The 13,701-nt window shown below is 75.4% G+C and carries 12 protein-coding genes; 7 read left to right on the top strand and 5 right to left on the bottom strand.

Translation table 11 applies throughout. The features are described 5' to 3' along the window. Window positions 1-27 precede the first annotated feature (27 nt). Window positions 28-1,017, top strand: a complete 990-nt coding sequence (locus OG556_RS02330) for an ABC transporter ATP-binding protein (protein ID WP_371515596.1) — start codon at window positions 28-30, stop codon at window positions 1,015-1,017. A 31-nt stretch (window positions 1,018-1,048) separates the two neighbouring features. Here OG556_RS02330 and OG556_RS02325 read toward each other — a convergent pair whose 3' ends face one another. Both OG556_RS02325 and OG556_RS02320 read right to left on the bottom strand, forming a co-directional pair. Continuing rightward, window positions 1,049-1,228, bottom strand: coding sequence for a hypothetical protein (locus OG556_RS02325; RefSeq protein WP_371515595.1), 180 nt, complete (start codon window positions 1,226-1,228; stop codon window positions 1,049-1,051). A 151-nt stretch (window positions 1,229-1,379) separates the two neighbouring features. Continuing rightward, the gene (locus OG556_RS02320; protein WP_371515594.1) at window positions 1,380-2,921 is read right to left on the bottom strand and encodes an AMP-binding protein; all 1,542 of its coding nucleotides are present in this window, start codon (window positions 2,919-2,921) and stop codon (window positions 1,380-1,382) included. A gap of 186 nt (window positions 2,922-3,107) precedes the next feature. Here OG556_RS02320 and OG556_RS02315 point away from each other — a divergent pair, with 186 nt between their 5' ends. Beyond that, complete coding sequence (locus tag OG556_RS02315; protein ID WP_371515593.1) at window positions 3,108-3,770, top strand: AAA family ATPase; 663 nt, start codon at window positions 3,108-3,110, stop codon at window positions 3,768-3,770. Between the two features lie 72 nt (window positions 3,771-3,842). Here the strand turns inward: OG556_RS02315 and OG556_RS02310 are convergent, their stop codons facing one another. Continuing rightward, a complete protein-coding gene (locus OG556_RS02310; protein WP_371515592.1) occupies window positions 3,843-4,793 on the bottom strand; it encodes an SDR family NAD(P)-dependent oxidoreductase in 951 nt (316 codons plus the stop codon). A gap of 229 nt (window positions 4,794-5,022) precedes the next feature. Between OG556_RS02310 and OG556_RS02305 the strand changes: the two genes are divergently transcribed. From OG556_RS02305 to OG556_RS02290, 4 genes are all read left to right on the top strand, one after another. Beyond that, complete coding sequence (locus OG556_RS02305; RefSeq protein WP_371515591.1) at window positions 5,023-5,775, top strand: thioesterase II family protein; 753 nt, start codon at window positions 5,023-5,025, stop codon at window positions 5,773-5,775. Window positions 5,776-5,851: 76 nt separating this feature from the next. Beyond that, the gene (locus tag OG556_RS02300; RefSeq protein WP_371515590.1) at window positions 5,852-7,156 is read left to right on the top strand and encodes a styrene monooxygenase/indole monooxygenase family protein; all 1,305 of its coding nucleotides are present in this window, start codon (window positions 5,852-5,854) and stop codon (window positions 7,154-7,156) included. 292 nt (window positions 7,157-7,448) lie between these two features. Then, on the top strand, window positions 7,449-7,904 hold the full coding sequence (locus tag OG556_RS02295) for an archease (RefSeq protein WP_371515589.1): 456 nt from the start codon (window positions 7,449-7,451) through the stop codon (window positions 7,902-7,904). A gap of 67 nt (window positions 7,905-7,971) precedes the next feature. Further along, window positions 7,972-9,399, top strand: coding sequence for an RtcB family protein (locus OG556_RS02290; RefSeq protein WP_371515588.1), 1,428 nt, complete (start codon window positions 7,972-7,974; stop codon window positions 9,397-9,399). 27 nt (window positions 9,400-9,426) lie between these two features. Here OG556_RS02290 and OG556_RS02285 read toward each other — a convergent pair whose 3' ends face one another. Continuing rightward, window positions 9,427-10,926 carry a carboxylesterase/lipase family protein gene (locus tag OG556_RS02285; protein WP_371515587.1) on the bottom strand — a complete coding sequence of 500 codons (1,500 nt, stop codon included), beginning with the start codon at window positions 10,924-10,926 and terminating at the stop codon, window positions 9,427-9,429. A gap of 395 nt (window positions 10,927-11,321) precedes the next feature. Next, the gene (locus OG556_RS02280) at window positions 11,322-12,638 is read right to left on the bottom strand and encodes a hydrolytic protein (RefSeq protein ID WP_371515586.1); all 1,317 of its coding nucleotides are present in this window, start codon (window positions 12,636-12,638) and stop codon (window positions 11,322-11,324) included. A gap of 240 nt (window positions 12,639-12,878) precedes the next feature. Between OG556_RS02280 and OG556_RS02275 the strand changes: the two genes are divergently transcribed. Then, window positions 12,879-13,604, top strand: a complete 726-nt coding sequence (locus OG556_RS02275) for a LuxR C-terminal-related transcriptional regulator (protein ID WP_371522529.1) — start codon at window positions 12,879-12,881, stop codon at window positions 13,602-13,604. Window positions 13,605-13,701 lie beyond the last annotated feature (97 nt).

Genomic DNA, 13,701 nt, shown 5'->3' with positions numbered 1-13,701 from the left:
TAGGACAGTCGAGACAGGAGACGAGCGGTGAAGAGCACTCCCCAGGAGCAGCCGGTCGCCGAGGCCCCCAGCTTGCAGGAGCTCCGGCAGCGGGCCCTCGCCGCCGCCTCGCCCAAGGCGTACGGCGAGGGCGCGGCCATCGTCTGCGACCGACTGGTGCGGATCTTCAGCGCCGAGGGCGTCGAGGTCCAGGCGTTGCAGGGCTTGGAGCTGACCATCCGGCAGGGCGACCTGGTCGCCCTGGTCGGCGCCTCCGGAAGCGGCAAGTCCACCCTGCTGACCATCCTCGCCGGGCTCGACGTGCCGACCGCGGGAAGCGCCACCGTCGCCGGCTGCGACCTGCTGGAGATGTCCGCCCGGGAGCGGCTGCGCTACCGGCGCGAGGTGGTCGGCTTCATCTGGCAGCAGACCGCCCGCAACCTGCTGCCCTTCCTCACCGCCGCCGAGAACGTCGCGCTGCCGATGCAGCTGCGCGGGCGCCGGGCCGGGGCCGGGCGGGCCAAGCAGCAGGCCGGCCGGGTGGCCGAGCTGCTGGAGGCGCTGGAGATCGGCGACCTCGCCCACCGCCGCCCCAACGAGCTCTCCGGCGGCCAGCAGCAGCGGGTCGCGATCGCGGTGGCGATGGCCAACAACCCGCCGGTGCTGCTCGCCGACGAGCCCACCGGCGAGCTGGACTCCGAGACTGCGGGGGTGATCTTCGAGTCCTTCCGCACCGTCAACCGCGAACTCGGCGCCACCGTCGTCATCGTCACCCACGACCCGATGGTCGCGGGCGAGGTGCGCCGCACGGTCGCCATCCGGGACGGCCGGACCAGCAGCGAGGTGCTGCGCCGCACCGTCACGGACGAGCACGGCGAGGAGTCGGTCAACGAGCGCGAGTACGTGATGCTGGACCGCACCGGGCGGGTGCAGCTGCCGGTCAAGTTCCTGGAGTCGCTCGGGATGGAGCACCGTGTGGCGGTCGACCTCGCGGCCGACCACATCGAGGTGCGTCCGGACGACATCGCCGGGCACTGAGCCGGCGCAGGGGCGGCGGCCGTCCGGTCCGTCAGCTGTCGCCGCCCATCCGCTGGAAGAGCCCGCTGCCTTCGGCGTCCGCGCGCAGGTCGGGTGCGTCCTCACCGGTGCGCTCACCTCGGGCGGTGGCGGTGCAGAGGGCGAAGACGAGCACGGCACTGGCCGCGACGACGAGGATTCCGAGTGCGGTCAGGACGCGTAGCCAGGTCAAGGAAGTGCCTCCTGGGGACGGTGCGGAGGAAGGCCGCCGGGGTTGTATCGGCAGTTCGGTCCGCACGGTCGAGTGTCCACAGGCGGTTCTTCCCGTCGTCCGCCGCGCGAGAGGTCGCCCGCGCGGGCGCTCGAAGCATCAGTAGGGCGCGTCACACTCCCTCGCGCGCCCCTGTGGGGGTGGCGATCCGGCCCTCCGAGGACCTGGCCAACGCCCGCAGCGCGTCGAGGTCCGGCTTCCCCGCCCCGGTCAGCGGGATCCCCGGCAGCACCAGGACGGAGTCCGGCGCGCACCGGGGCCCGACCCGCTCCCGGGCCCAACGGCACAGCTCCTCCGCCGTCGCCCGCGATCCCGGCCCGGTGACCACGGCCGCGTGCACCCGTTCCAGCCGGTCCGGGCCCGCCGTCGCGAACATCACCGCCTCCCGCACCTCCGGGTGCGCGCGCAGCGGCTCCTCGACGTCCCGGGGGAAGACGTTGTGCCCGTCCACGATCGCCATCGGGCGGCGCCCGGCCACCGTCAGATAGCCGGCCGCGTCCAGACTGCCCAGATCGCCGGTGTGCAGCCAGCCCTCCCGCAGCACCCGGGCGGTCAGCTCAGGGTCGCGCCAGTAGCCGACCATCGCCGTCGGGGTGCGGACGCAGATCTCCCCGGTCCGGCCCGCCGGCAGCACCGTCCCCTCCTCGTCCACGATCCGCACCTCGGTGTCCGGGAACGGGCGCCCGGCCGTCGCCAGTAGCCGCGGGTCCAGGTGTTCGTCCGGCCCCAGCCTCGTCACCGGCCCGCACTCCGTCAGGCTGTACGTCTGGTGCAGCACCCGGCCCAGCCGCCGCGTCGCCTCCGCCAACCGGCGCGGCGACGGCGGACAGCCGGTGTACGTGACGCGGCGCAGGCTGCCGGTGTCGGTCGCGCGCAGCAGCGGATGGTCCAGCACGCGGTAGAGCAGGTGCGGCGGCAGGTACACCCGGGAGACCCGGAACCGCTCGATCGCCGCCAGCACCGTCTCGGCGGCGAAGGCCTCCTGCAACACCACCGTGCCGCCCGCCGCCAGCGCCAGATCCGCCGTCGTACCGCCGCCGTGGCACAGCTCCGTACAGAGCAGGAACGTCGCACCGGACAGCAGCGCCGGTCGCGGCGGCCGGGCGAACCGGCGCAGTACCCCCTTCGGCCGGCCCGTCGTCCCGCCGGTGAACCGCACCGCCATCACGTCCTGCGGGCGGAACCGCGGGGCCAGCGGCTCCGGCGAGCAGGACGCGGCCGCCGCCGACAGGTCCACCCCGAGCGCCGACGGCCCCAGCGCGAACAGGCCCGCCGAGGGCAGCGCCCGCGCGATCCCCTCGGCGGCGGCCCGGCAGCGGACCGGATCGAAGACCAGCGCCGACGTCCCGGCGAACCCGGCCAGTGCCACCGACTCCCCGACCGGGCCGTCCGGATGCGGCATCGCCACCCGGCACCCCAGCAGGTTCGCGGCCAACCGCACCAGCACCGCCTCCGGCCGGTTCCCGGCCAGCACCGTCACCCCGTCCCCGCGCCCGAGCCCGGCGCCCGCCAGCGCCCGCGCCATCCGGTACACGCCGTCCAGACACTCCCGGGCGGTCAGCGCCTCCTCGCCCCAGCGGATCGCCACCCGCCCGGGATCCCGCTCCAGCCCCGCCAACACCAGCCCGGTGTACGTCGGCCCCGACTCCGCCATGCTGCGGCCTCCTGTCTGATGGGGAGTCAGCTTAGGGCGGGCGCGGTGGTGGAGTGGTGCGGGGGACCCCGGGTGCCGGGGCCGCTGCCGGGGCTGCCGCCGGGGCGTCCCGTCGTGACCGGACCGGAGTGCCGTGCCCGCGGCCGGGAGTTGTTAGGGTTCCCGTCGGACAGGGACGGGGGACACGTGGGCACCAGCACGGGCACGGCCGAGGCGCCGGGCGGGCAGGGGGCCGAGGAGCGGCCGCACGGCGTCCTCGACCTGCGGGGCGTCGCGGGGGCGGAGTTCACCGTGGGCTACCCACCCGATGCCGTGGTGGTCGTGTCGGGCCTGCCGGGCGCGGGCAAGAGCACGCTGCTGCGGCGCTGGTCCGGGGCGGGGGCGGTGCCGACCGTCGACCCGCGCGCCGTCCACGAGGCCTGCGAGGCGGTCATGCCCGCGCGCCTGCCGTACGCGGTCTACCGGCCCTGGGCCCGGCTGGAGCACGTCCGGCTGCTGCGCTCCTCCGTGCGGCGCGGCGGGCCACTGCTGGTGCACGACTGCGGCAGCCGCGCCTGGATGCGCCGCTGGCTCGCCCGCGAGGCCGCCCGGCAGGGCCGGCAACTGCACCTGGTGCTGCTCGACGTCGGCGCCGCCACCGCGCTGGACGGCCAGCGCGCCCGGGGCCGCCACGCCTCCGCCCGGGTCTTCGCCCGCCACCGCCGGGGCCTGGACCGACTGCTCGCCGCCTTCACCCGCCACACGCGCTCCGGCACGCCGACCCCGACCCCGGAAGCGGCCTCCGTCCTGCTCCTCGACACCGCCTCCCGCTCCCGCGCCACAGCCGTCCACTTCGACCCGGCCCGCTGAGGCCCCCGACCGGGGCAGCGACCGGGGCCCTGAGCCGCCGGGAGCGGTGAAATCCCCCGGCCGGAGGGGTGGTCAGAGGAGGCCGAGGTCGGGGTCCACGGCGGCGAGGCGGCAGGAGGCGTCCCAGAGGTGGGCGGCGACGGTGCGGTCGGTCAGGTGGGGCTGGGCGGGTTCGAGGCGGGGGGTGCCGCGCAGGCCGAAGACGCGGGGGCCCCAGAGCTGGCCGCCCTGTGCCCGTGGGTCGAGGACGGCCCGGACGATCGGCCACGCGCCGTGGTCCTTGCCCTGGAGGAGGAGCCCGGCGGGCAGGCCGCGCAGTCCTTCGCCGACGGTCCGGGTGTGGACCGGCGGGCGGGGCGGGGTGAGCGAGTCGAGTGCGCCGCCGGGGTGTGCCAGCAGGCTGAGCACGGTGCTGCCGGCGGCGCGGAGGCGTCGGTCGAGTTCGAGGCCGAAGGTCATCTGCGCCAGTTTCGAGCGGCCGTAGGCGCGTTTGGGCCGGTAGTCCACGGCCGACTGGAGGTCGTCGAGGTCCAGTCGCTCGGAGCGGGCCGCGAAGCTGCCGACCGTCACGATGCGGCCCGCCGGTGCGGCCGCGAGCAGGGGGGCCAGCCAGCGGGTGAGCGCGACGTGCCCGAGGTGGTTGGTCGCGAACATCAGCTCGTGCCCGGCCACGGTCTCCCGGCGCGGCGGATCGTCCAGCGCGACCCCGGCGTTGTGGACGACCGCGTCGAGGTGGTCGAGGGCGAGCCCGTCCACGGCGGCCCGCAGGGAGGGCAGGTCGGCGAGGTCCAGCGGGAGGTGGTGCACCACGGCGCCGGGGACGCGGGAGCGGATCGACGCCATGGCGGCCCCGGCCCGGCCGGCGTCCCGGCTGCCGAGCACGACCGCGGCGCCCGCTCCGGCGAGTTGCTCGGCGACGAAGTAGCCGATGCCGGCGTTGCCCCCGGTGACCAGGACGCTCCTTCCGGCGGCGGCCGGCGGCCGGTGAACGTCCCACGGCCGGTTGCGGGTTGTGGACGACATGCTGATGACCTCCTGGCGAATTCGGGGCCGCCGGGACACTCACGATTCGAGACCGCGGCCCCGCCGGCAGCCCCACGATCACAGGCCTGACCGGCAGATCGCTGACAGATCGCCGTCACCGCTGTCAGGCCTCAAGATCGTCGAACCGCCGGGTTTCGGGCCCGCGGCGGTCGGGGCCCTGCGAGACTGGGGCCAGCAGAGTTCGTCACGGAGAGAGGTCCGCATCCGCATGTCCAGCAGTGCCGCCGTCGACAACCCGTGGTTCCGCCGCTTCAGTCCGTCCGACTCCGCCCCCGCCCGGATCGTGATCTTCCCCCACGCGGGCGGCTCCGCGAGCTACTACATGGAGTACGCCAACGCGCTCGCGCCCTACGCCGACGTGCTCACCGTCCAGTACCCGGGCCGTCAGAACCGCTTCGCCGAACCGGCGATCGACTCGGTGCTGGAGCTCGCCGAGCAGCTCTACCGGGAGCTGCGCGACTGGACGGACCGGCCGCTGACCTTCTTCGGGCACAGCATGGGCGCGGCCGTCGCCTTCGAGACCGCCCGCTGCTTCGCCCGCGACGGCCTCCCGGGGCCCGAGCGGCTGTTCGTCTCGGCGGGCCGCGCGCCCTCGCTGCCCCGGGAGACCGCCGTCTACCGGCTGCCGGACGACGGGCTGCTCGACACGATCGTGCGCCTCGGCGGGACGGACGAGCGGATCCTCACCATCCCGGCGCTGCGCGAGCTGATCCTGCCGGCGCTGCGGGCCGACTACACCGCCATCGAGACGTACCGCTGCGCGCCCGAGGCGACCGTGCCGCAGCCGATCACCGCGCTGGTGGGGGAGACCGACCAGAACGCCACCGTCGACCAGGCCGCCCAGTGGGACCGGCACACCACCGGCGGGTTCGACCTGCGGGTCTTCCCCGGCGGGCACTTCTACGTGGCGGAGCAGACCGCGGCCGTGGTCGAGCTGCTCACCGCGCACCTGCGCGGCTGAGCCGGCCGCGCCGGGGCGTGGCCGGTGCCGGTGAGGCCCCGGTGACGTGCCCCGGCGGCTCGGCTACTGTGCCTGCGTGACGGGCCGTCAGTCGAGCCGCCGGCGGCGCCGTCAGCCGAGACCGCCCACCCTGGAGGCCGCCATGCGCCGGATCGCCGTCGTCGGAGCGGGCCAGGCCGGCCTGCAGCTCGCGCTGGGGCTGGTGGCGGCCGGCTACCAGGTGACGCTGGTCGCCGAGCGCACCCCCGCGCAGGTGTGCGGCGGGCGGGTGCTGTCCACCCAGGCGTTGTTCGGCCCGGCGCTGCGGACCGAGGCGGCGGCCGGGCTGGACCTGTGGGCGGGGGAGGCGCCGGCGGTCCGCGCCGTCCGGTCGGTGCTCGCCGTGCCGCCCGGGGTGCGGGCGCTGGAGTTCACCATGACGCTCGACGAGCCCGCCCAGTCGGTGGACCAGCGGCTGAAACTGGCGCGCTGGCTGGAACTGCTGGAAGAGCGCGGCGGCCGGGTCGAGTACCGCTCGCTGGACCGGGACGGCCTGTGCGAGCTCGCCCGCCGGCACGAGCTGACGGTGGTCGCGGCCGGGCGCGGCGAACTGGCCGGGGTCTTCGAACGCGACGCCGCCCGCTCGCCGTTCGACCGGCCGCAGCGGGCGCTGTCCTGCCTGTACGTCCACGGGGTGGGCTCGCCGGATCCGGGCACCGAGCCGCGGGCGCGGATGCACGCGCTGCCCGGCCTGGGGGAGCTGTACCTGCAACCGGCCCTGACCCTCTCCGGCCCGTGCGCGATCCTGCTCTGGGAGGCGCTGCCCGGCGGGCCGCTGGACGCGTTCCGCGACGCCCCGGATCCCGACGTCCAACTCGCCCGGATCCGTGCCCTGTTGAGCGAGTACCTGCCGTGGGAGGCGGAGCTGTGGGCGGACGCCGAGCCGACCGATGCCGGGGCCGGACTGTCCGGCGCCGTCACCCCGGTGGTGCGGCGGCCGGTCGCGGAGCTGGGCACCGGCGTCGACGCCGTCCACGTGCTCGGCCTCGGCGACGCGGTGGTGGTGAACGACCCGATCGCCGGCCAGGGCGCCAACAGCGCCGCCCGTGCGGCGCAGGCGTACCTGCGGGCGATCGTCGAGCACGGCGAGGCCCCCTACACCGCGGACTGGATGTGCCGCACCGCGGAGCGCTTCTGGCGGCAACACGCCCGGCATGCGGTCGAGTTCACCGCCGCGATGCTCACCGTGCCGGACCACGTGCAGGGCGTGTTCGCGGCCGCCGCCGAGCACGAGGCGGTCGCCCGCCGGCTCGCCAACACCTACGCGGAGCCGAGCGACCACGCCGCCTGGCTGGCCACCCCCGACCTGACCGCCGCCTACCTCGCCTCGGTCCGCGACTAGGGGCTCTCTTTCGGATCACGTCGGATCAGCGCGCGGCGTCGGGGTGCGTGCATCGCAAGGCGGAGGAGGGAGTCCATGCGGTGGGGGCACCTCCCGGCCGGAGGCTGGGGGCTATCGGCGACCGACGACAACGCGGCGAGGTGCGTGCTCCGGCGTCGCGCGCCCGGCGTGATCCGAAAGAGAGCCCCTTGGTCCTGTCCGGCCCGCCCCGGGGGCCGCTGCGGGTTGCCTCCGGGTGCCCCGCGGGACGACGCTGGAGGGGGAACGTGAACGGGGGCGGGAGGCGTCGCTCGTGGACGGTCGCGGACCCGCGGGGCGTGCCGGCAGCGGCCACCGGACCGTGCCGCACACGGCGGACCTGCGGGTGGAGGCCTGGGCGCCGACGGCCGAGGGCTGCATCGGCGAGCTGGTGCACGCCGTCGTGGGCGGCTTCGCGGACCTGTCCGGCGCGCGGATCGTCGGCGAGCGCGGCTGCACCGTCCTCGGGGTGAGCGACGCGGACCTGCTCGCGGGCGTCCTGGAGGAGGTCGTCTACCGGATGGACGCCGACGGCGAACTCCCCGCCGGGCTGGCGCTCGGCCCGATCCAGGGTCTGGACGGCGCCCGGACGGTCGAGGTCCGCTTCCGGATGGCGGACGCCTCCGCCGCGGCCCTGGTCGGCGCCGTGCCGAAGGCCGTCTCGCTGCACGACCTGGACCTGCGCGCCGGCCCGGACGGCTGGACCTGCCGGGTGACGGTGGACGTCTGAGCGAGTCGGGGACGTCTGAGCGGGCCGGGCCCGGCCCGGGCGCGGAACGCGGAACGGGGTGAGCGAAGTGGAGATCGTACTGGTCGAGGCGGGCCGCTGCCGCTGGCGGATCGAACCGCGCCCGCCGATGCGCGTGCCCGGCGTGGTCTTCGCCAGCCGCGCGCTGCTGCCGCAGGCCGCCGGGGACAAGGCGCTGGAGCAGGTGGCCAACGTGGCGACCCTGCCCGGCATCGTCCGCGCCTCCTTCGCGATGCCCGACGTGCACTGGGGCTACAGCTTCCCGATCGGCGGGGTGGCCGCGACCGACGTCGACCGGGGCGGGGTGATCTCGCCCGGCGGGGTCGGCTTCGACATCTCCTGCGGGGTCCGGCTGCTGGGCGCGGGCGTCGGCCGCGACGAACTCGACCCCGAGCGGATCACCCGCCTGATGGACCTGCTCGACCGCACCGTCCCGCGCGGCCTCGGCCGGGGCGGCCTGTGGCGGCTGTCCGGACCGGAGCAACTGGACGACCTGCTGCTCGGCGGCGCCCGCTACGCCGTCGAGCACGGCCACGGGGTGCCGCGCGACCTGGAGCGCTGCGAGGACGGCGGCGTGCTGGCCGGCGCGGCCCCGGGCGAGGTCAGCACCCGGGCCGTCGAGCGCGGCCTGCAGCAGGTCGGCAGCCTCGGTTCGGCCAACCACTTCCTGGAGGTCCAAGCCGTCGACCGGGTGCACGACCCGGAGACGGCGGCGGCGTTCGGACTGCGGCCCGGCCAGGTGTGCGTCATGATCCACTGCGGCTCGCGCGGCCTCGGCCACCAGATCTGCACCGACCACGTCCACGCCATGGACCGCGACCTGCAGCGTCAGCGGATCGAGCTCCCCGACCGCCAGCTCGCCTGCACCCCGGTCGACTCGCCGCGCGGCCGCGCCTACCTGGGCGCCATGGTCGCCGCGGCCAACTACGGGCGGGCCAACCGGCAGCTGCTCTCCGAGGCGGCCCGTCGCGCCTTCGCCGCCGCCCTCGGGGTCGGCCTGGAGCTGGTGTACGACGTGTCGCACAACCTCGCCAAGCTGGAGACCCACGAGGTGGACGGCGTGCCGCGGCGGCTGTGCGTCCACCGCAAGGGCGCCACCCGGGCGCTGCCGCCCGGCAGCCCCGGCCTGCCCGCCGACCTGCTGCGGGCCGGCCAGCCGGTGCTGGTGCCGGGGACGATGGGCACCGCCTCGTACGTCATGGTCGGGCTGCCCGGCAACGAGGCCTTCGGCTCCGCCTGCCACGGGGCCGGGCGGGTGTGGAGCCGCCACCAGGCGCTGCGGACGGTGCGCGGCGAGCAGCTGCGCGGCGAACTGGAGGCGCGCGGCATCGCGGTGCGGCCGGCCTCCTGGCGGGCGCTGGCGGAGGAGACTCCCCGGGCGTACAAGGACGTCGACGCGGTGGCGGCCGCCACCGAGGCCGCCGGGCTGGCCCGGCCGGTGGCCCGCCTGGTGCCGCTGGGCGTGGTCAAGGGCTGACCCGCCCTGCGGCGGCGTCCCGGGCGGTCAGCGCAGGTCGAAGGCGACGGGGTGGTGTCCGGCCCAGATCCGGCGGGCGGCCTGCTCGGGGTAGCGGACGGTGCGGGGGCGGGCGTCCAGGACGTGGGTGAGCTGTTCGTCGGGATGGAAGGCGGGCCAGCCGGGATCGCCGGTGGTGGCGAAGGAGATCCAGGCCCGGTGGAGCTCGTGGGAGACCGCGACGGCCTCCGGCGAGGGGGTGTCGCCGAGGAGCTGCCGCCCGATCGGGCTGTCCAGCGTTCCGAAGGCCAGGGGGACGTCGAGGCTGTGGCAGGCGCCGAGGACCCCGCCGGGCGCGGGCAGGGCCAGCTCGAACAGGTGGGAGGTGCCGCCGGCGGCGGTGTTGGCCTCGGCGAGCTGGAGCGAGGGCATCCGGAACAGGGCGTCGGAGCGGACGGACTCCAGCAGTTCGTCCGGGGTGGCCCGCGGGTACGCGGCGCGGTAGGCGTCGGGGCCGTGCGGCTGCGGGGCGAAGAGGTCGAGCGCGGTGGCGGCGTCCTGTTCGGTGAAGGTGCCGAGGAGGCCGGTCATGACGGTGAACAGCCGGAACTCGTCGCGGGTGTGGCCGACGAGCAGGTCGATCCCGGCGGCCCGGCCGGCGGCCAGGGCGGGCCAGGGCGCTTCGGGCAGGACGTCGCCGTCGACGACCGGGCAGACCGCGAGGCCGGACCGGGCGAAGGCCCCCCAGCGCTCGCCGTGTCCGGGCAGATCGGCGCTGAGGGCGGTGAGCTCCCCGGCGAGGCGCCAGGGGTCGACCGCCGACAGGGCGGCGGCGGTGGGCGCGGTGCCGAGCCGGCCGGCCAGTGCGGCGGTGACGTCGGCGGCCAGGGCGGGGGTGCAGTGGCTTCCCGGCACCGAGTGGGTGACGGTGCGTCGGAACAGGCCGCGCACCGGCTTCATGGTGAGCAGGGCGGCGATCGAGCCGGCTCCGGCGGACTGGCCGGCGACGGTGACCTGGTCGGGGTCGCCGCCGAACGCGGCGATGTTGCGCCGGACCCACCGCAGTGCGGCGGCCTGGTCGAGCAGGCCGCGGTTGGCCGGGGCGCCGTCGAGCAGGGCGAAACCCTCGACGCCCACCCGGTAGTTGAGGCTGACCACGACGAGTCCGGCGGCGGCCAGGCCCGTGGCGTCGTACATGGGGTCGTCGGAGGCCGCCGCGACGAAGCCGCCGCCGGGGATCCAGACCAGGACGGGCAGTCCGGCCGCGCCCGGGTCCGGGGTGTGGACGTTGAGCGTCAGCCAGTCGGTGCCTCCGGCCGGGCTCGCGGCCGTCGGCCCGGACTGCGGCGGGGTCGGGCCGAACCGGGCCGCCTCGCGGACGCCGTCCCAGGGTTCGGCCGGGGCGGGGGCGGCGAAGCGCAGCGCCCCCACCGGGGGCCGGGCGTACGGGACGCCCCGGAAGACGGCGTGCCGGCCGAGGAGTCGGCCGCGCAGCAGGCCCTCGGCGGTGCGCACGGTCGGGTGGGTGGGCAGGTCGTGCTCCGGCATGGGCTGCTCCCTCGGTCCGACTGCTGCGACCGCCTCCAGGGTAATCGGTCGCCGACGGCCGTCGACCGGCACCCGGACGGGCCGTCCACCCGTTTCTGACCGACCGACCGGTTGGCGATCCCGTTTTCGGGCGCGGTGGTTGACGAGGTGTCAGGCATGGGCGAAAGGGCAGGATCCACTGTACGAACGGGCCGCTCCGCTTGCCCGTTCGGGCCGATGCCCGGTCCTGGCGGGCCCTATGGCGTCCGCCAGGCTTCCGGGCGGGTGTCACTCACGTCACTCTCTGTCCCATCAAGGCCGGGTTGGTGTTAGAAACGACTACTGAACCGGCCGGTAATGTCGCACTCCATTGACAGGTGCATGGTGTGAACGAGAAGTGAGGGGGAGGTGCGGTTTCAGCGCTTGATATCGCTCAACTGCCCACTGACGTTCAGCAGTTCGTGGCACTGGGTGGCCTGCTTCCCCGAGGCGGGCGTACCCGGCTGCTGGCAGACAACGCTCGCCGTCACCGTCTGGTCCTCAAGGACCTCGATGGGAGTCACCCAGTGATAGTCCTGGTTACGGAAGGTCTCCAAGGCGATGGTCGTGATCGTCTGCTCGCCGAACTTGATGGTCAACAGCCCCTGGTCGCCCTGGAAGTTGGCGGCGACGATGTCGGTGATGCGGAAGACCTTGCCGTGGCCCACCCGGTAGGCGCCCACCGCGGAACCGCCGCTGTTGGTGGTCACGTCGACCGTCGTCGAGAACTGCTGCTCCGTCCCCGGGACCGAGCGGCCGGAGCCGCCGCCCGAACCACCGCCGGAGCCGCCGCCCGCGGCGCCGCCCTGCTGCCCCTGACCGCTCGGAGTCGCCCCCGGGACCGGGGCCGGCGGAGCTGCGACGGGGGCCGGGGTGAACGAGGCGACCTTCTGCTCGACCGCCTTGTCGGCGGCCTGCTTCGCGGAACTGCGCACCGCCGGCCGGACCAGCGTGAGCCAGGCCAGCAGCAGCGCGATCAGCGCCGCGATGAGCGCGAGCAGCCACTTGGGCAGCAGCGCGTGCTGGACGAACTCGCCCTCCAGCACGTGCGGCCGCTCGGCCGGCTGCGGGCCGTCCGACTTGGCGGCCTCGCCCTCCTGGCCGACGGTGACCTCGAAGGGCCAGGTGGCCGGCTTGCCGAACCAGATCAACTTGCGCGCGCGCACCCGCAGCCGGGTCTCGGCGGACTCGCCCGGTGCGAGTCGCAGCCGCTCCGGGGCGAACCCGAAGCGCAGCTCCTCGCCGGGCTGCGCCGGGGCGAACGTCACGACGGCCGCCGTGTTCCCGAGGTTGCGCACCGACGTCCGGTAGCGGGCGCGGAGCCAGCCCCGGCGGCGCCGGGGAGCGAACGCGGCGCGCAGCTCCCGGAACGGCGTCACGGTGACGGTCGTCTCCGGCACGGTCACCAGTTCGGGGCGCTCGGCGGGCAACACCCGGACGCCGAGCGGGAACTCACCCGCCCGCACCTCGTGCGAGCGGGCCGGGGCGAGCCGAATCGTCACCGTCTCGGACGTCCCCGGGAAGAGCGAGAGACGGGCCGGCTCGACCGTCGTCCACGGAGCGCAGGCCCCGACCACCTCCAGCGAGTACGCCTCAACGATATCGGTGTCGTTGCGTACCGTCAGGGTCGTCGTGGCCACGTCTCCGGGCGACACCGTCAGCGCGGGAAGGCCGAGTTCGGCGGATGCGGTCATGCCGTGACGGTAGGACCGGAGGACACCCCGAGGAGAGAGCCCCGCGGGCAAGCCGCGGGCACACCCCTTGCCCGCGGGAACAACCGGGCCCTGCCCGGGGCCGACGCCCCGCCCCCAGCCAACGCTCCCCACCCCGCCCCCCCCGGCAACACCCGCGGCCGGCTCCATGACATGGCGCCCGGCCGTCCTCACCATGCGTCCGGTGACGCAGACGAAGCAGAACGGAACAGTTGGATGACGATGATCGAAACCACCACCCATGAGGCCGTCGGGGCGACCAGGTCCGTCCAGGCCCGACCGCGTGGATCGGCCGAGCCCGCCGCGGTGCGCGTGAACGTGAAGCCCGGCCGGGTCCAGGTGGCCGTGTACGCGGAGGACATCATCCTGCACACGGGCGTCGTCCAGCAGCTGCGGCACCGGCCGGAGGTGGAACTGCTCGCCGAGGGCGACGTCGCGCGCGCACAGGTCTCCCTGATGGTGGTCGACGGGCTGAACGACGCCGTGACCGACCGGCTGCGCCGGCTCCGCCTCAACACGCAGAGCCGGACCGGGCTGGTCGTGGGCCACTTCGAGGCCGGCGGCCTGCAGACCATCATCGAGTGCGGCGTCGGCGCCGTGCTGCGCCGCTCGGACGCCGACCAGGACCGGCTCGTCCACCTCATCACCGCCCTGGCCAACGGCGAGGGCGTCATGCCGGGGGACCTCCTCGGCAAGCTGCTCGACCGGGTCGGCAGCCTCCAGCGCACCATGCTCGACCCGCGCGGCCTGACCCTGTCGACCCTCACCGCGCGCGAGGCGGAGATGCTCCGGCTGGTCGCCGACGGCCTCGACACCAGCGAGATAGCGGCCGAGACCTCGTACTCCGAACGCACGGTCAAGAACGTGCTGCACGAGATCACCACGCGGCTGGGACTGCGCAACCGCGCCCACGCCGTCGGGTACGCGATGCGCCACGGCCTCATCTGAGGACGCCGCCGGAGCGTCGGCGCCGGATTGCCCTCAGGGGCACCGGTCGCTACCCCCGGCTCGGGTGCCCGGGGCCTGTCGCCCCGGCGCCCGGGCC

The organism is Kitasatospora sp. NBC_01300, from assembly GCF_041435235.1.
In the GTDB taxonomy this organism is placed as follows: Bacteria; Actinomycetota; Actinomycetes; order Streptomycetales; family Streptomycetaceae; genus Kitasatospora.
This window is presented reverse-complemented; position numbering and strand designations above follow the sequence as displayed.